This window comes from Ruminiclostridium cellobioparum subsp. termitidis CT1112 (genome assembly GCF_000350485.1).
Taxonomy (GTDB): domain Bacteria; phylum Bacillota; class Clostridia; order Acetivibrionales; family DSM-1351; genus Ruminiclostridium; species Ruminiclostridium termitidis.
This window is the reverse complement of the sequence record NZ_AORV01000049.1, coordinates 42,128-61,198: the sequence shown is the minus strand read 5'-3', so window position 1 is coordinate 61,198 and position 19,071 is coordinate 42,128. Positions and strand designations below refer to the sequence as shown.

Sequence of the window (19,071 nt, the reverse complement as noted above, 5' to 3'; positions counted from 1 at the left end):
AAGCGGCTCAAAGCCATACATGGCTTAGGAGGTTAATATGAATATTTTAGTTTGTATAAAACAGGTACCCGGGACCAATAAGGTTGAGGTTGATCCGGTTACGGGAGTTTTAAAGAGGGATGGTGTGGATTCAAAAATGAATCCCTATGATCTGTATGCTCTTGAAACAGCTTTGAAATTAAAGGAAGCCCACGGCGGCTCGGTTACAGTAATCAGTATGGGGCCTCCCCAGGCAAAGCAGATAATAATGGAAGCCTTTGCAATGGGTGCAGATGAGGGCATACTGCTTTCGGACAGAAAGTTCGGCGGTTCCGATGTGCTTGCCACCAGCTATACCCTTTCCCAGGGGGTGGCACAGCTGGGAAAATTCGAGCTGATACTGTGCGGCAAGCAGACCACTGACGGCGATACGGCACAGGTAGGCCCGGAAATGGCCGAATACTTGAATATACCCAGTATATCCAACGTTAAAAAATTAATTGAAATCGGAGACAGCCATATTACGGTTGAGATGGATATGGCAAATACAGTTGAAATTGCCAAGGTCCCCTACCCCTGCCTTCTGACAGTGGATAAGGATATCTGTCAGCCGAGACTTCCCTCCTACGTCAAAAAAATGGAGACAAAAAACCGGGAAATAAAAATCATCTCATTTAATGATCTGGGAGATCAGGATGAAAAGAAATACGGTTTAAACGGTTCTCCCACACAAGTGCAAAGAATATTTCCTCCCGAGGCCAACAATCACCGCGAGCTCTGGAATGATGCCGCCGAGGATATTCCCGAAAAATTATTCAATAAAATCAAAGAATTAAAATTTGTTTAGGAGGCAAACCATGTCAAAATTAATAATCCATCAAGATAAAATAACAAATATCGAAGAATTTATGGCAGTTTGCCCATTTGGTGCGCTGGAAAACAACAATGGCAGGGTTGAGGTAAACAGTGCCTGTAAAATGTGCGGACTCTGCGTAAAAAAAGGACCGGCAGGCGCTGCCGAGCTGTTGAAGGAAAAGCAGGCCGGTATAGACAAATCCGCCTGGAACGGCATAGCGGTCTATGTGGATCATGTTAACGGGGATATCCACCCCGTAACCTACGAATTGATCGGAAAGGCCAGAGAATTGGCAGATAAGATAAACCACAAGGTTTACTGCATATTTATGGGCAATAAAATCGGAGACAGTGCAGCCGGGCTGCTTCACTACGGAGTTGACGAAGTATATGTTTATGACTATGAAGAATTGGATCACTTTAAAATAGATGGCTATACCGCCGTATTTGAAGACTTTATAAATAAAATAAAGCCTTCCTCCATCCTGGTAGGTGCCACCAGCGTCGGGAGACAGCTTGCCCCCAGGGTAGCCGCCAGGTTCAGAACAGGACTTACAGCCGACTGCACCATCCTGGATATCAGGGAAAACACGGATCTTGTTCAAATAAGACCTGCATTCGGAGGAAATATCATGGCAGAGATCATGACCCCCAACGCAAGACCTCAGATGGCTACAGTCCGTTACAAGGTTATGAATTCCCCTGAAAGGAAAGCAGAACCGGCAGGCAGGATAATAAGCTGTAAAATTGGCAGGGAGTGTCTGGAGTCCAAAATAGATGTCCTGGGAGTTGTGGAAAAGCCGAAGGAAAATCTCATAGAAAACGCCGATGTTCTGATTGTTGCAGGCAGAGGAGTCAGAGCACAGGAGGATCTGAAGCTTATAAAGGAGCTGGCCGACCTTCTGGGAGGAGAGATTGCCTGCACCAGACCCATGATTGAAGCGGGCTGGTTTGACGCCAAAAAACAGATCGGCCTGAGCGGAAGAACAGTGAGACCCAAGCTCATAATAACCTGCGGAGTCTCCGGTTCGGTACAGTTTGCAGCCGGTATGAACAACTCGGACTATATATTTGCAATAAACAAGGATGAAAAGGCATCAATCTTTAAAATAGCACATTACGGCATCGTCGGGGATTTATACGATATTCTTCCCAGGCTCATAGAAAAAATCAAAGCATCAAGGAGGGGTATATAAATGAATTACAAAATATTCGGCCAGAAGGACTTCGAAGCTGTAACCCATATAATAGGCGACACAGAGAGAGTTCTTTACAGGGAAAACATAAACGAAGAGTACAGCCATGATGAGCTTGGAGGCACTGAATGCTATCCCGATATTGTTGTCCGGGCGGTTTCAACCGAAGAAGTATCGGCTGTAATGAAATATGCCTGTGAAAACAACATTCCGGTTACACCCAGAGGTTCGGGCACCGGTCTTGTGGGAGGTGCCGTCCCCATAAACAAGGGGATTGTTATGGACCTGAGCCTTATGAACCATTTCCTTGAGCTCGATGAGGAAAATTTAACAGTCACTGTTGAACCGGGCGTTCTGCTCATGGAGCTCTCAAAGTATGTCGAGGAGCACGATCTTTTCTATCCCCCCGATCCGGGCGAAAAAACCGCTACCATCGGAGGCAATATCAACACCAATGCCGGAGGTATGCGGGCGGTAAAATACGGTGTTACCAGGGATTATGTCAGAGGTTTGGAAATAGTTCTGCCCAATGGTAATATTGTCAGTTTCGGCGGCAAGGTGGTCAAGAACAGTTCGGGTTATGCCATGAAGGATCTGATAGTTGGCTCCGAGGGCACTCTTGGCATAATAACAAAGGCAATCTTAAAGCTTCTGCCTCTGCCCAAGAAGGCAATCAGCCTTTTAATACCTTTTCCGTCTCTGGAGCAGGCTATAGGAACAGTCCCCCTGATTATCAAGTCAAAGACCATTCCCACCGCTATTGAATTTATGCAGAGACAGACAATCATGGACGCCGAAGAATTTCTGGGCAAAAAGTTCCCCGACAACCAGTCGGACTCCTATCTGCTCTTGAAATTTGACGGAAATTCCACAGAAGAAATCGAAGCCTCCTACGACAGGGTTGCAAAAATATGTCTGGAACAGGGCGCAATTGATATTCTTATTTCCGATACCGAGGAAAGGAATGATTCCATCTGGAAGGCCAGGGGCGCATTTCTTGAGGCAATTAAAGCCTCTACCACCTACATGGACGAAGTCGATGTGGTTGTTCCCAGAAACAAGGTAAGCGAAATAGTTGAATTCAGCCATAAACTTCAAGATCAGGTAGGCGTGAGGATCAAGAGCTTCGGCCATGCCGGAGACGGTAATCTCCATGCATATATTCTCAAGGATGACCTCAGCGAAGAAGAATGGGAAAAGAGACTTGCCCTGGCTATGGAGGAAATGTATAAAAAGGCAAATGAACTCCGGGGACAGGTATCTGGAGAGCACGGTATCGGTTATGCAAAGAAGCCTTATCTCAAGGAATCTCTTGATCCAGAAATAATGGGGATAATGAGGGGGATTAAGATGGCTTTCGACCCGAAAAATATATTAAATCCAGGGAAGGTATGCCAGTAACGGCTTTTACCGGATTGTAGAATTAAGAAGCTGCAATATCCTCAATTGACTCTTTTAATTTGTACTTCCTATGCTAACAAAACACAATGTGGCGGGGTAAGCTGGAATAGGGTTTACCGGTACTCCCGTACAAAAATTAAGTCAAAGGGATTGCTCCCCAAGCAGTTGCTTGAATTTTTATTGGCTCGTTCAAATTCTTCCGCCGTCGCACAACAAGCAGCCTCCTGCTGCTCTTGATGCTCAAAGCGACCTCCTGTCGCTTTGACGGCTGCATCATTTGAACTTTGCCAAAAAATTCAGCAACTGCTTTCTATCGAGCCTCCCTTTGACTTTAATTTTGTCCTCGCGTACCGGTAAACCCCATGTCTTTCTGCCGCTTTGTGTTTTGTTGTTTAAGCATATAAGTTAAAAAGTCTTTGTGGTTATTGCAGTCTATCTGTATTGTTCAGTCCGGTAATACTGCTGCCGGCATAATTCCTTCCGGATTTAAGATATTTTCCCAACTTGCTAAAACCGACCACGTGCCTCCCTTTGAATTTAATTCTGTCCTCGCATACCGGTAAAGATATATTGTTTCTCTGCCGCTTTGTGTTTTATTGTTTTAGTGTATAAGTTAAAGTATATTTGTGGTTATTGCAGCCTTACATATGCTCATTATAAAACTCGGTGTAATTTGCCAGCTGGCTTTTGAGCAGGTTTGGAGTATCTATTTTATATGGACAATGCTCCCTGCACTGGCCGCATTCTATACATTTGTTTATAAGCTCCATTTTATCCCTGAAAGCATCCTGCAAGAACTGCTGATAGGGGGCTCTCCTCAAAAGCAGGGAGATTCTTGCCTGGGTAGGTATCTCTATACCTGCGGGACATGGCATACAGTAGCCGCAGCCCCTGCAGAAATTGCCCGCCAGCTCTCCCCTGTCTTTATTGATGACCTCCCACAAGGCTTGGTCCAGCACAGGAGGATTCTTTTCCAGGGCCAGAAACTCGTCCAGCTCCCTCTCCCGCTGAATGCCCCATATGGGTACGACATTTTCATACTGGCGCAGGAAAGCAAAGGTTGACGCGGCATTTGTTATAAGACCGCCTGACATTGCTTTCATGGCGATCAGGCCCACATCATATTTTATACATTCTTCTATCAGCTCCAGATCCACGTCGGAGGATAGGGAGCTCAAAGGAAATTGCATCGTATCATACAACTCTGATGCAACTGCCTCCATTGCTGTTTTTATTCTATGATTTGTGATGCCAATAAAACGTATCATGCCCTTCTTTTTCGCTTCCAGAAGTCCTGCATAAGTACTGTCCGGATCATTGGGATCAGGCAGTTCGGCAGGATTGTGAAGCTGAAGTATATCCACATAATCGGTTTTCATATTTTTAAGACTTGTCTCAAGGTGTTCAAACAGTGTCTTTTTATCGCTGGCAAAGGTTTTAGTAGCTATTATAATATCTTTTCTGACTTCTGAAAGAGCATATCCGATCTTCTCTTCGCTGTCGGTGTAAGCTCTGGCCGTATCAAAAAAGTTAATTCCATTATCATATGCCTTTAATAACAGTTCTTTTGCTTCATCAAAGGAAACCCTCTGTATGGGAAGTGCTCCAAAGCTGCTTCTCGCAACCATCAGACCCGTCCGTCCCAATCTTGTTCTTTCCATAAAAATCACCAACCTTTTCTTTGTGTCTGAGTTCAACTCTGTATCTCATAATTATAGTCCTAAAAAGTAATTAAATGCAAATACATGAACAAAGTGGCTGTATTCTGTGACGGTCATATATAAATGCTGACGGTACCCTCTATTGACAAAGCACAACACGCAGCCGCAGGGCAAATTAACCACTCAAAAACGTATTGTACATTGTCAATAGAGGGTAATATGGTATAATTAAATTCTCAGGAGGTTTGGAGCATGGACGATAGAATTTTTGAATTAATGACAAAAATATATGAAGAAGTCTGCAGCATCTAAACAATATACTGCCTATGGTTAATTCTTTTACTTCCTTTACCAATTTAATCCGAAAATCTTTGCTGAACTCAGTCATAAAAAAGTACACCTCCAAAAGTTAGATTTTTTTATCCAACATTTGTGGTGCACTTTACATCTCACACGGGCTGTTTTGACGGCTGTTTACCGTACTGTTTTATTAAAATTTTATAATTTAACTTTGCTTATTTACCTGCCTCTTGTCATCCACAGCTATTTCAGAGTGAATTCTGCCTTTAAAAGTTCCTTATCTGCCGAGGATGCTCCTATCATGGCAATATAAACTATATCTTCCACTATCCAGCCTTTGGAGGTTTCGCAGTAATAGGCCAGTTCCCGACTGTCAAGCTCAATGGTAACCGCCTTTTCCTGCCCCGGCTCCAGGCTGACTTTTGTAAAGCCCTTCAGGTCCTTCACATGGCGCTCCACCCCGGAATTTTTATAGCCCACATAGAGCTGAACAACCTCATCTCCGGCCATTTTACCGGTATTCTTAACATCAACGCTCACCGCTATCTTTCCATTTTCCACCGAAGCCCTGGCGTTGCTGTAGCTGTAGGTGGTATAACTCATGCCGAAGCCGAAGGGGTAAGTGACGGCATAATCGTTTTTATCGGCAAGGAAATACCCGTGGTAATAGTCATAAACAATCTCGGTGGCATCCATATCATAATAGGGAAGCTGCTGCGGAGTCGCCGGAACCGTAACAGGCATTTTGGCCGACGGGTTCACCCTCCCGAACAAAATGTTTGCAAGTGCAGTTCCTCCCTCCATACCAGGATACCACTGCATGAGAATTGCTTTGGCGAACTTCTTCCAGGGCTCTACAATTATTGTACTGCCGCCCTGCAATACCACTATTACATTGGGATTGACCCCGGAAACCGTCTCAATAAGATCTTCATCCTCAGAGTGCAGGCCCAAATTTTTTCTGTCCCCGCCCACATCTCCGCCGTTTGTGATAAATTCGCCCTCGTCAAGTGAAGTAAGACCTGCAACAACAACCACTGCATCGGCATTTTTGGACAGTTCCTGAGCCTGGTGAGGAGTCCTTCCGTCAACATAGCATATCTCAATGCTGCCGCCGGCTTCATTGACAAGCCCCTGAAGGGGAGTGACCACATATGGAGGGAATACGGCACTGCTGCCCTTCAGGTCGCCGGTATTGGGCTGGGCTGCCAGCCTTCCTACCACAGTGATTTTTTTGATTCTGTTCCTGTCGAGAGGCAATATGCCGTCATTCTTAAGAAGGACCGTGGACTTTTCAGATACCTCCAGAGCCAGGGCCGCATGTTCCTTTGATCCCATCTTATTTTCAGAGTACAGGGCCCTGTCACCCACAAAGGAAAATCTGATCTTTTGCCTCAGAATGCGCTTGACTGCCTCATCTATCCTGTTTTCGTCCACCCTTCCGTCCCTGACTGCTTCCACAAGTCTTTCTCCGAAATACTGTGTCGCATACATTTCTATGCACATTCCGCCGTTAGCCGCTTCAACGGTGTCTCTCACACCCCATATGAAGTCGGACATCACCAGACCTTCGAAACCCCAGTCACCGTTGAGTATCTGATTGAGAAGGTAGCTGTTGTGCCCGCACCACTGTCCTCTTACACGGTTGTAGGCACTCATTATCGCAGCTGCGCCCGCATCCACACATGCCTTAAAGTGGGGGAGATAGATTTCCCGCAGGGTCCTCTCGTCCATTTGCACGTCAACCTTGAAGCGGGCGTTTTCCATGCTGTTTGCGGCGTAATGTTTTATACAGGCCATCATGTGCTTTTGAACGCCCTTTGTCAAAGCCGCACCCATTTTACCCAGCAGAACAGTATCCTCTCCGTAGGTTTCCTGGGCACGTCCCCAGGCAGGGTGGCGCAGCAGGTTTATACACACCCCGGCAAAGAAATTTGCGCCGCCCGAGCGGCCCTCTATTCCAATGACATCTCCTACACGTTCCTCCAGTTCGGTATCCCAGGAGGAGCCGCGGGCTATGGAGACAGGGAAGGCGGTGGCGTGATAGCCCAGCACTATTCCCGTAGGTCCGTCTGTAAATTTGACTGCCGGTATGTCAAGTTCCAGGTTTTCTCCGGCATAATAGGGTATGAAATTATATCTCGGAGGATTAATGGGTGCATATCTTGCATAATTATCGCAGGACATCTGGTGAACCTTCTGCTCCAGGGACATCTCACTCAAAACATCCTCTGCCAGCCTGTCAATCTCCTCTTCGGACATGGGCGGCATATTTTCAAATCTTCCCCATTCAGTCTCCAGATGCCTGACAGGATTCTCTTCCAGTTCTTTTAGAATAATACTGTCAAATTCCTTTTTTTCCTTTCTTGGGAGACGAAAGTATTCGTCACAGTGAAAAATTCTGGTATTTACTGCCATAGTACAATACCTCCTGATCATGATTATAGTATTAGTTTCCTTAATAATCGCAGTTTTAATGCAAATCCTGCAAATTTGTCATGAGACTGGAAAACAGTTTACCAATTATTTTATTCGGGATTGTTAAGCTTTTCCCGGAACTCTTTCGGCGATAATCCGGTATTTTTCTTAAAGGCCAGAGAAAAATAATTTGTGTCGTGATAACCTACCTTTTCGGCAATCTCGTAGGTTCTCAGCCTTGACGCACCCAAAAGCTGCTTTGCCTTCTCAATGCGGAGCCTGGTGATGTATTCGTTGCAGCCCTCTCCCATTTCCTTCTTGAACAGCCTGGAAAAATAATTCCGGGCAACATGGAACTGCTCTGCCAGGGTAAATACCGTAAGGTCCTCGGTCAGATTCTCCTTAATATATTTGGTGGCGGCTTCAACTATCTCATGCATTTGTTTTTTGTTGGTATACATCAGTTTTGCAATAAACATTTCTATGAAAACACAGCAGTTTTCAAGGTCGTTGCTCCGCAGTGTCGTTATCAGGGTCTCCAGACGGCCGTCGGCCTGATAGCCTGTGGTTTTGAGATATTCCCAGTAAAAGGCCGAAGCCAGCTCATAGAATTTCTGCTCGGCATTCACCTTTTTCATTCCTGAGTTTTTTACCTCGTCAATATACAGCTTAAGGTATTTTTTTACCGCTTCGGTATCCGGTATGCTCTCCAGCATCTGATTCCTGTAGTACGACAGCTTATCCTTCTGCCTGGAGCCTTCAATACCCAGGCTGTCCTCCTGCAAATTAAATTCCGCTTTGTTTGCTTTCACATTCTCTTTTGCTTTTTTGTATGAAGTCTTTATTTTGGAAATATTGGCCACTATGGGACCGATACCGGTCTCCAGATCCACGTCATATTCCACATTTACAATTTCCTGAAGCCTGGATATCTGGTCCTCGGCACTGTCATCACTATTTTTTATGTAAAATATCACAACAATATCTCCGTCCCTGTTTTGAAAGGTCCAGCCTGAATTATTGGAATCGATCATATCTATAAGAATGGTTTTAATTGAAATCAACAATAGATTTTTATGCTGCACCCACACACTGTCGCCCGACAGCACCGGTGATATGAGCCCCACCTGATACCGGCAGTTCTCCTCCAGAACCAGATCATCAATATCCATTTCTTCGGTCTCATTGGCTTTTTCGGTCAGCTGCATGAGTGATTTTTCAAAGGCCCTCTGATTTTCCAATACTCTTTTCCTGTTTAGGATATTGCATTTCAAGGAGGACTGCAGCTCGTTTTTTATGTTTTCCACCTGTAGCTTGATGCTGTTTGCCAGGCTGACTTCATCCACCGGCTTCAGTATGAATTCTTTAACACCTAGATAGCAGCTCTTCTGAGCATATTTAAAATCATCATAGCCGGTAAGTACAAGCACCTTCAGATCGGGAAGGAATTCAAGCATAAGCCTGGTCATTTCCAGACCGTCCATTTCGGGCATACATATATCGGTCAGTACAATATCGGGCTTGGTTTCACGGGCAAGCTCCAGGGCCTCCTGTGCACAGGAAGCAGTCCGGACGTCACCTATCTCCAGCTTTTTCCATGGGATCATATTATACAGGCCGTTCCGTATCATTACCTCATCGTCAACTATCAGCACTTTGTACAATATACTTCACCAACCTTTTCCCTTAGAACCTGTTTAGTATCTGCTTGTGCTTGGCATTTTGAGTGAATTTTCTGCCAGGCAAGGCAAATTTTCGAAGGAATAATTTGTTTATTCCTAGAAAATTTAACGCAGCATGGCGCAAAATACACCAAAATGACGAGTGCAATGAGATACTAAACAGGTTCTTAAGTCTATTTTCCCAACTCATAAAGAAACCCTTGCAAATTATATATTGTTTTCCTCCCGGTTAATATGCAATCTGACATTTACGGTGACACCGCCGTACTCGTTGCTCTCATAGAACAAACCATAGGGGTTTCCGTAAAAAAGCTTTATTCTCCTGTGAACATTCCTGACTCCGTATCCCACATCCGAATCGTTATCTTCCAGTGTACGGTTCAGGCTTTTTATCTGGTCGGGAACCATACCTATACCATTGTCTATGACTTTTACGATCAGATCCTCCCCTTCACGGACAGCGGTTATTTTTATAAAGCCCTTTGACTGCTTGACTCTCAGGCCGTGATATATCGAGTTTTCCACCAGGGGCTGAAGGGTCATTTTAGGTATCATTACCTCGAGAAATTCCTCGGGAATATCTATATAACTTTCCATCTTGTCCTTATACCGCATTTCCTGTATGGTCAAATAGTTTTCAACATGCTGGGACTCACTCATTAATGGGATAATGGCCTCTCCCCGGCTCAGGCTTATACGGTAGAAACCGGCCAGGGCTTTTACCATGGTCGAAATCTCATGATGCCCGTTCATAAGGGCCTGCCAATGTATTGACTCCAGTGTGTTATAAAGAAAGTGAGGATTTATCTGTGCCTGGAGTGCTTTAAACTCGATCTCCTTTAACTGCCTTTGTTCATCATATATTCTCTGCATGAGGACATTTATCTGTTCCACCATGAGGTTGAAGCCTTTTGATACCTGTTCGAAATCATAGCCGTGGTCCGACAGGTTTATGCGTGTGGTCAGGTCCCCCTTTGATACCATTGACATCCTGTATATCAGATCATTAAAGGGCCGCAGCAAATGCCTGCTGAAAATCAATGAGATAAATGATGCCAGGATTATGGTGAAAATAACTATGGCCAGTATTGCCAGAAGCATGACATTATTATCTCTAAGGAGGTAGCTGATGGGAAGAGTACCTACCACATACCAATCCCAATTTTCTATGTATTTATATACAACCAGCTTTCCTCCTAGCTCGGCTGAACCGTCGTGCTTATCCAGGATTTCATCCAGTTCGGCATTCGAGCTGATTTTACTCTTGTCGGTGTGGGAAACAATTGTACCCTGACCGTTCATAATAAAGGTATCAAGAGGGAGATCCCTTTTGCTGTGGGAATAAAATCTGGCCACCACATCCTCTGTTACCGATATGCCCAACATGCCGATGGGTCTCTTTATCCTGTATATATCAAATATGGGCTGGTATATCGTAAGGGTATATTTCTTCGGCAAAATGGGATCCTGTCTGAAGCTGACCCTTATGGGACTTCCTGAAATATCCTTTTTCGACATGTAGGCTGCCACATTGGAGTAGTCTGAGTCCTGTCCGGCTTTTGTGGGCCCCAGATAAAGAATATTATTGTCGATGGCCTTATAAAGAAACATATATAATATATCTCTTTTGGAACCCATTATATTGGACATGGATCTGTAAACATCGTCGACAGTGGCCGAAAAATCCATGCTGTCTTCATCGTGTCTCGAAAGATATTCCTGAAAGCTTCTGTCTGTGACTATACTGTCGGGGGTACTTTCAATGTTTTGAAGGTAGTCCTCAAGGTTTGAGGTGTTTTGCTGGAGTTGAAGCATTGTCATATCTTTTGCCTGCTGTTTTATGGAACGGCTGGTCACAGTATATGAAAAGCCCACCACAATCAATACGGTCAAGCATATTGTTATTACAAGATAATAAGTAAGTTTTGATCTGAAAGGAATATTCCTCATTTTCTTTTTAGCTAATTGTAATAACCAGTTCTTCATAAGCCCACCCTTTATTGACTATAGTACTGTCGTGTTATATCTTCCATACTCTTTGCAGCATGTTTAGGGTCCTCACCCCCAAATATCCGCCTTGTAAGGGCTAAATGGGCCTCCGAAAGCTTGGGAGGGAGGTATTGGTCATACCAGAATTGAACATTCGGAGATTTCTTTATAAAATCAAACACCTCATTTGTCAGCTGATCTTCTATGCTGACATCGTTAACTGGAGGAATTTTGCCTGCGTGAATGCGCTTTAGAACCGCAGTATCGTCAATGAGATATTGCACAAGCTCAAAGGCCTGATCGGTGTAATTGCAGGAACCTGCCACAGAGTAAAAATTGTCCCCCAGGGTACCTATGGAATTGTTTGGATTTCCCTTTCCTCCTTCAATTGCTGGGAAAGGGAAAACTCCTATCTTTTCATAAAATCCGGGATTTTCATATTTTACATTGCTCAAAAACCAGCTTCCGGTCAAAGTCATGGCTGCTGTTTCATTATAGAGAAGATTGCGCGCATCACCGGCATCCTCATCCATCCAGTTGAACCCCTGGGGAAAAGCTCCCATGTCAACCAGCTGCTGTACCATTTCACCAGCTTTTACAAATACTTCATTGTCAAAGGAACCGTTATTTTTCCTGTTTGCAGCATTGTCAAATACCTCAGGTCCTCCCAGACGGTCCACAAAATACATATAGAACATGGAACCCGTCCAGGCCGTTCTGTTGGCCAGGGCAAAAGGTATATAACCATGTTCTTTAAGCACCTCGATATTCTTCTTGAGCTGGTTGAAATTGGCGGGTTCCGACAGGTTAAGCGTCTTATAGATACTCTTGTTATAGAAAATCATTGCAAGGGACATATTTTCTACCGGAACACCCCATATTCCGTCTCCGAAGGTAACCATATCAAGTGCTTTTTTGTTGAATCTGGAGCTATAATCATCCTTGCTCATATAACTGCTCAGGTTTACCACTCCCCCGATGCTTACATATTCCTTCAATATGCTTCCGGACCAGGTGGGAAATACGTCCGGCATCTGATTTGTAGCCACACACACAGAAAGTCTGCTCTTGTATACATCATTGGGAATTAATTCATGTACCACCTCAAAGCCGCTATTGCTGCCTTCAAACCGGTTGACTGAATCGGTAATGACCTCGTTGACGGCAGAATCCCCCTGAATGCTGTACAGAGTCAGCTGTTTTTTCTGCACTCTCTGAGTGGTCATACCCATGTGCCCGTCGTAAAAACAGCCCGACAGCGGAAGAACTATTATAAGTACAATAAGGGTTAGAAGTAATCTTTTCAACTTAACCTCCCAAGCCATATTATGGCCTTGACATGATATGGCTTTGAGCCGCAACAGCAGCCGCAAAACAGATATGAAATTTGTTCACTCCTCTACGCTGTAAGGCTGATAAAGGAGGTTATCGGCCATGTACGTATAAACCGCCAGGGATAATATATGTACTTTTATTATACACTATATTTATCCCCGGGTAGCAGCAAAAAAGTTTATATATTTTCAGCTCTAGCCTTTTACTGCTCCTGCCATCATACCTTTGATCAGCTTATCCTGTCCGATGGCAAAGGCAGCTATCATGGGAAGTGCGCAAAAGGTCAGTACGGCCATTATCATAGGGACATTGGAATTATATTGTCCCTGGAAATCCCATATTGACAAAGGCAATGTCCTGCTCTTTGCCGACTGGGTCAGTACAAGTGCGAAGCTGAATTCATTCCACATGTTGACGGCGTTATAAATGGCCAGTGTGGCCAGTCCCGCCTTTGATAAAGGCGCTATGATATGGAAGAAGGTCCTGTATTTGCCGCAGCCGTCTATTTCGGCAGATTCTTCCAGCTCCTTCGGTATTTCTGCCATAAAACTGGTCAGGATGAATACCGATATGGGCAGATTGAAGGCGGTGTACGGCCCTATAAGCGCATAAATGGTGTCATACAGGTGTATTTTCTGGGTCAGCTGAAAGATTGGTATTAGAGTCACGTGTATGGGTACTGCCATTGCAGCTACCACAAGTCCGAACAGGGGCTTGTTAAGCTTAAATTTAAATCTTGAAAATGGATATGCCGCACACAGTGCCGTAACCAGAATAAGTACCAGTGAAACAATCACCACAAAGGTGCTGTTCAGCAAATATTTGTAAAACTGGCTTTTAATAACACCTGCAAAGTTGTCCATATAAAAACCCTTGGGTATTGAAAATACACCTGTGGTGAGAATTTCAAACTGTTCTTTGAAGGCTGAGATTACCATGAAGTAAAATGGAGCTCCTGCTATAACCAACCATAACAAGGCCAATAATGCTATAATTATTTTTCCGGCTGAAATTTTTTTCCTGGTCATCCTTTACGCCTCCTCCCTTCCGTTCAATGCCCTGAGGGTCAGCAATGAAATCAATGTAATTACAAGGAACATACCTGATGCAATAGTTGAGCCATAGCTCATTTGCATTGTCTGGAAGGCGTTTTTGTACATATACGTGGCCATGAGCTCTGTCGCACCGTTAGGCCCCCCCTGGGTCATAACGTATATAAGATCGAAATATTTTAACGAACCCACCAGCGAAAGAACCGCAGCGCTCTTTACAGTACCCTTCATACAGGGCAGTGCAACTTTCCAGAAATACTGTCCGTATGTGGCACCGTCGATTATTGAAGCTTCGTAAAGTTCCTCGGGCAGGGAACTGAAAGCCGCCAGGAAATATACCATGTAAAACGGAATGTACTGCCAGCATATGACAGTGATAACGGCATAAATGGCGACCTTTGGATTTCCCAGCAGATCCACCATGCCTTCTCCCCCGAATAATGTGGACACTGCACTTATGAGTCCGAACTGGGGGTCATAGGTATATTTAAAGAGGAAACCGACTGCCACTGAGGACATGAGCATAGGCAGGAAATAGACCATCTTGAGGAAATTCAGTTTCTTTCCTCCCGTATCCAGCAGGAAGGCCAGTGCCATGGCTATGGGCAGCTGTATAGCTATTGACAGGATTACTATTATTATATTATTAAGAAAAGACTTGTAAAAGACGGTGTCGGTCGCAAGTGTTTTCCAGTTTTCCAAGCCGTAAAAAATCTTCTTGGAACTGATTCCGTTCCAATTGTGAAGACTTAGCCAAAAAGAATTGATAATAGGATAAACTATAAAAATCAAGATAAAGAGGAATACCGGAATAAGGAATACTGTTGCTGCAATTGCTGTATTACGTTTTCTGTAGCTTAAGAGTGATTTGGTACTTTGCATTGTTTCTCCTCCCCTCTGAATAAGCAGCTTATTTCAGACCGGTTATTTTTAGGAATAAATATTTTGACAGTAATATATTTGACAGTAATATAATTGATGGGTATCAGATGAGTGATACCCAATCAATTATAGATACTTTAATTTACTGATTATTATTTGCCAAAGTATTTTTTAGCCGCTGCTTCCATTTCCTTGTTTACCTGTTCCGGAGTCTTGGCAAGACCAAATATGGCTTGTGAAGTATCCTTGTGAACCTGGGCAACTTCAGCCGGGAGATACTGATCATACCACAGCTGAACATAAGGGGCCTTTTCAACTGCATTCAATACATCCTGGAGGCGCGGGTCGGTAACCTTTACACCCTTTACAGGAGGAACTCTGCCGTTTTCAATACGTGTAGCCACAGCCTTGTCGTCTATAAGGTAGGTTATAGCTTTGAAGGCTCCTGCAACATCTTTGGAGGTTGCGGAAACTGAATAGAAGTTATCTCCGACAGTACCGACAACTGAATTGGGATCACCTTTTCCGTCGTCAGCAGCCGGGAATGGGAATGAACCTACGTTCTTATCGAAAAATTCCTGGTTTTCACCTTTAACTGTTGAAAGGAACCACGAACCCATAAGTGTCATTGCAGCTTTTCCTGAATAAAGGAGAGTACGTGATTGTCCGGAATCTTCATCAAGACCGTTGAAGCCTTTGTTGAAGTAATCCTTCTTGACCCATTCCTGGATCTTGTTTCCGGCCTGGGTAAATGCTTCATTTTCAAAGGAACCCGTACGCTGTGCCGCCGCATTGAAAGGTTCGGGTCCGCCGAAACGGTCAGCCAGATACATGTAATACATGGAACCTGTCCACTGGGTCTTGTTGGCCAGAGAGAAAGGTATGATACCATTCTTCTTTAAAGTGTCACAAAGAGCTTCAAGTTCTTTAATTGTCTTTGGAACCTGCAGATTATACTTGGCAAACAGCTCCTTGTTATAGAAGAACATTGCCACCGATGTGTTTTCAACAGGCACTGCCCAAATTTTATCTTTATATGTAGCCTGGTTTATAGCTGCCGTCATGAAGCGGTCTTTATAGTTATTTTCATTCATGTAAGTGGTTAGGTCAGCAATCTTTCCTTCATCGGCATATTGGTTCATCGGTCCGCCCGACCAGTGAGGGAATATGTCCGGCGATTGATTTGAACTCATTGAAATCAGAAGCTTTTGTTTGAAAGCGTCATTTTGAACCGCTGTAACCTCAACAGTATAGTTTGGATTTTCTGCCGAGAAATTCTTCATCCACTCTTCCATAAGCCCCGGGAAAGGTTCTGTTGTCTGGATATGCCAAAATGTGAGTTTTACAGGCTCCCCTGCCGGTGCAGATGATTCTGCTGCGGTTGATGACGGAGCAGCACTGCTGGCTGCCGCGGTTGAGGTTGAAGTAGCTGCCGGTGTCGATGAACCGCAAGCTGCTATGGATAACGTCATAACGATAGCCATACCTGCAGCAAGGGCCTTACTAATAGCTTTTTTCATATTTTCATGACCTCCTTTAATATACTGGCATGAGCTCAATGTTCAGTCATGCCTTATGTATTTATAATAGCATCAAAGGATGATCAATTTAATTTATAAAACTTACCTCTTCATATAATTTTGTGTCATATAGAAGCAAAAAACCCAACTTTTTTGTTAGGTTTATACAAAAATCAATATTCAATTCTAAACAATATTTACGATAATCTTGTCTCAAAATCACTGTATTGGAATTTCCTTACTATTTCCGGCCCGTCCTTTTGGCTGTAAAGTGCTATGGCCGGAAGATTGACACCGTTGAAGGTATTGTTCTTTACCATGGTGTAATGAGCCATATCACAGAACACCAATCTGTCCCCCGGGTTCAGGGGTTCCTTGAAGGAATAGTCTCCTATTATGTCTCCCGCCAGGCAGGTGGGACCTCCCAACCTGTAAGTATACCTGTTTTCTCCGGGTTTCCCGGCAGCTATTATGTTGGGTCTGTAGGGCATCTCCAACACATCGGGCATATGGCAGGCCGCCGAAGTATCAAGGATTGCTATATTCATTTCATTCTCTACTATATCCAGTACCTCCGCCACCAGGTAGCCTGTGTTTAAAGCCACGGCTTCACCGGGTTCAAGATATACCTGTACGCCGTATTTCTCCTGAAAGCGGCTTATGGTCCGGACAAGTGTCTCAATATCATAGTCCTGCCTTGTAATATGGTGTCCTCCCCCAAAATTCAGCCACTTCATGTTTTTTATAAACTCCCCGAACTTCTCTTCCACTGCTCCGGCAGTACGTTCCAGGGTGTCTGAATTCTGCTCGCACATGGTGTGGAAATGCAGCCCGTCTATACCCTCCAGCTGCTCCGGCCTGAAATTTTTCAGTGTAACTCCCAGCCTTGAATACCTGGAGCAGGGATCATATATTGCATGCTCCTGCTCTGAATATTCAGGATTTATGCGTATCCCGCACTCTATCCTTTTGCCGGGGTAGCTCCTGACCCTGGCCTTAAACCTGTCCCACTGGGCAAAGGAGTTGAACACTATGTGATCTGTGTATTTCAGCAGTTCATCAAACTCCTCTTCGATATATGCGGGAGCATATACATGGACTTCCTTCCCCATTTTTTCATACCCCAGCCTGGCTTCAAAAAGCGAGCTGGAGGTAACACCTTTAAGGTACTTTCCAATCAGGGGATAAACCGCATGCATGGAAAAGCCTTTCTGGGCCAGCAGAATTTTGCAGCCCGTCCTTTTTTGGACCGAATCCAGTATTTCAAGATTTTTTATAAGAAGTCTTTCATCGACTATATAACAGGGTGTGGGCAATTTCCCAAAATCAATATCAATATTAATATCCATAACCGTTACCATGGCCTTTCCATATGAGGATATATATTATACGCCGCTGTCCACCTGCATACCTGCATCAAGCAATGTGAACAGCGGCGTATGTTCAATTTCGTATCAATCAGAACACAATCAGAAATTAATCAAGAAGCCTGGGAGAAAAATCCTCTTTCCAGGGAAGCCCGTATTTGTTCAGGGCATCCATAAACGGATCGGGATCGAACTCTTCCACATTGTATACTCCCGGTTTCTTCCAGATTCCCTTCAATATCATCATGGCACCTATCATGGCAGGAACCCCTGTTGTATAGGATATGGCCTGGGAGCCTACCTCGGCGTAGCATTCCTCATGGACGCATACATTGTAGACATAATATGTTCTGGGTTTTCCGTCCTTTATACCCTGGATGATGCAGCCAATGTTGGTCTTGCCCTTTGTTCTGGGTCCAAGTGAAGCAGGATCGGGTAATACGGCCTTTAAGAACTGAAGCGGAATAATTTTTTTGCCTTCGAATTCTATCGGCTCTATTGAAGTCATACCCACATTTTCAAGCACTCTCAAGTGGGTGAGGTATTTTTCCGAAAAAGTCATCCAGAATCTTATTCTCTTTACGCCTTTGATATTTAGGGCCAGGGATTCTATTTCCTCATGGTGCAGCAGGTATATGTCCTTGGGTCCTATCTCGGGCAGATCATACACTTTTTTGAGCTCCAGAGGTTCTGTCTCCACCCATTCTCCGTTTTCCCAGTAGCTGCCAGGTGCTGTTATTTCACGTATATTGATTTCAGGGTTGAAGTTTGTAGCAAAGTGGTAGCCGTGATCGCCTGCATTGGCGTCAACTATATCAATATAATGTATTTCGTCAAAATAGTGCTTCTGAGCGTAAGCGCAAAAAACACTTGTTACACCGGGGTCAAAGCCGCTGCCCAACAGAGCCGTGACACCTGCCTTTTCAAATCTTTCCCTGTAGGCCCACTGCCATTTATATTCGAACTTCGGTATTTCGGGCGGCTCATAGTTTGCAGTGTCCAGATAGTGTACCCCTGTGGCAAGACATGCATCCATAATAGTGAGGTCCTGATACGGAAGCGCTACGTTTATAACTATGTCCGGCTTAAATTTATTTATAAGTTCAATAACCATTTCGGTGTTGTCTGCGTCAACCCGGGCAGTCTGGATTCTGGTTTTTCCTCCATCCAGTTTTGCTTTTATGGCCTCACACTTTTCAACTGTTCTGCTGGCTATGCATATTTCTTCGAATACATCGGGGTTCTGGCAGCATTTATGGATTACAACACTTGCAACGCCGCCGGCACCAATAATTAAAGCTTTTCCCATATTAACCTCCATGAGCCACATTTGTGGCCACAAAATAATAATGAAATTTGTTCACTCCTCATCCGCAATGTGGCGAATAAAGGAGGTTAATTGGCCATGTGCGCTTTCAAAGTATTGGTAAATAC

General features: G+C 44.3%; 13 protein-coding genes. 3 read left to right on the top strand and 10 right to left on the bottom strand.

What is annotated here, in order from left to right:
* The first annotated feature begins 37 nt into the window (after positions 1 to 37).
* The 3 genes from CTER_RS18080 to CTER_RS18070 are packed head-to-tail and all read left to right on the top strand — an operon-like array spanning position 38 to position 3,431.
* On the top strand, positions 38 to 826 hold the full coding sequence (locus CTER_RS18080) for an electron transfer flavoprotein subunit beta/FixA family protein (protein WP_004627967.1): 789 nt from the start codon (positions 38 to 40) through the stop codon (positions 824 to 826).
* Between the two features lie 10 nt (positions 827 to 836).
* The gene (locus CTER_RS18075; protein WP_004627898.1) at positions 837 to 2,030 is read left to right on the top strand and encodes an electron transfer flavoprotein subunit alpha/FixB family protein; all 1,194 of its coding nucleotides are present in this window, start codon (positions 837 to 839) and stop codon (positions 2,028 to 2,030) included.
* Positions 2,031 to 3,431, top strand: coding sequence for an FAD-binding oxidoreductase (locus CTER_RS18070; protein WP_004627891.1), 1,401 nt, complete (start codon positions 2,031 to 2,033; stop codon positions 3,429 to 3,431).
* A gap of 641 nt (positions 3,432 to 4,072) precedes the next feature.
* Here the strand turns inward: CTER_RS18070 and CTER_RS18065 are convergent.
* The 10 genes from CTER_RS18065 to CTER_RS18020 form a co-directional block, all read right to left on the bottom strand.
* The gene (locus CTER_RS18065; protein ID WP_004627874.1) at positions 4,073 to 5,092 is read right to left on the bottom strand and encodes an aldo/keto reductase; all 1,020 of its coding nucleotides are present in this window, start codon (positions 5,090 to 5,092) and stop codon (positions 4,073 to 4,075) included.
* A 543-nt stretch (positions 5,093 to 5,635) separates the two neighbouring features.
* Complete coding sequence (locus CTER_RS18060; protein ID WP_004628008.1) at positions 5,636 to 7,810, bottom strand: beta-glucosidase family protein; 2,175 nt, start codon at positions 7,808 to 7,810, stop codon at positions 5,636 to 5,638.
* A 110-nt stretch (positions 7,811 to 7,920) separates the two neighbouring features.
* The gene (locus tag CTER_RS18055) at positions 7,921 to 9,465 is read right to left on the bottom strand and encodes a response regulator (RefSeq protein WP_242835009.1); all 1,545 of its coding nucleotides are present in this window, start codon (positions 9,463 to 9,465) and stop codon (positions 7,921 to 7,923) included.
* A gap of 234 nt (positions 9,466 to 9,699) precedes the next feature.
* Complete coding sequence (locus tag CTER_RS18050; RefSeq protein WP_004627882.1) at positions 9,700 to 11,478, bottom strand: sensor histidine kinase; 1,779 nt, start codon at positions 11,476 to 11,478, stop codon at positions 9,700 to 9,702.
* Positions 11,479 to 11,489: 11 nt separating this feature from the next.
* On the bottom strand, positions 11,490 to 12,788 hold the full coding sequence (locus CTER_RS18045) for an extracellular solute-binding protein (protein ID WP_004627920.1): 1,299 nt from the start codon (positions 12,786 to 12,788) through the stop codon (positions 11,490 to 11,492).
* A gap of 222 nt (positions 12,789 to 13,010) precedes the next feature.
* Entirely contained in the window at positions 13,011 to 13,844 is an 834-nt protein-coding gene (locus tag CTER_RS18040; RefSeq protein WP_004627948.1) for a carbohydrate ABC transporter permease, read from the bottom strand.
* Positions 13,845 to 13,847: 3 nt separating this feature from the next.
* Positions 13,848 to 14,750 carry a carbohydrate ABC transporter permease gene (locus CTER_RS18035; RefSeq protein ID WP_004627994.1) on the bottom strand — a complete coding sequence of 301 codons (903 nt, stop codon included), beginning with the start codon at positions 14,748 to 14,750 and terminating at the stop codon, positions 13,848 to 13,850.
* A 152-nt stretch (positions 14,751 to 14,902) separates the two neighbouring features.
* Positions 14,903 to 16,270, bottom strand: a complete 1,368-nt coding sequence (locus CTER_RS18030; RefSeq protein WP_004627960.1) for an extracellular solute-binding protein — start codon at positions 16,268 to 16,270, stop codon at positions 14,903 to 14,905.
* A 197-nt stretch (positions 16,271 to 16,467) separates the two neighbouring features.
* Positions 16,468 to 17,619 carry a carboxynorspermidine decarboxylase gene (gene nspC, locus CTER_RS18025; RefSeq protein WP_040761580.1) on the bottom strand — a complete coding sequence of 384 codons (1,152 nt, stop codon included), beginning with the start codon at positions 17,617 to 17,619 and terminating at the stop codon, positions 16,468 to 16,470.
* A 127-nt stretch (positions 17,620 to 17,746) separates the two neighbouring features.
* Complete coding sequence (locus CTER_RS18020) at positions 17,747 to 18,946, bottom strand: saccharopine dehydrogenase family protein (protein WP_004627877.1); 1,200 nt, start codon at positions 18,944 to 18,946, stop codon at positions 17,747 to 17,749.
* Between the last annotated feature and the right edge of the window lie 125 nt (positions 18,947 to 19,071).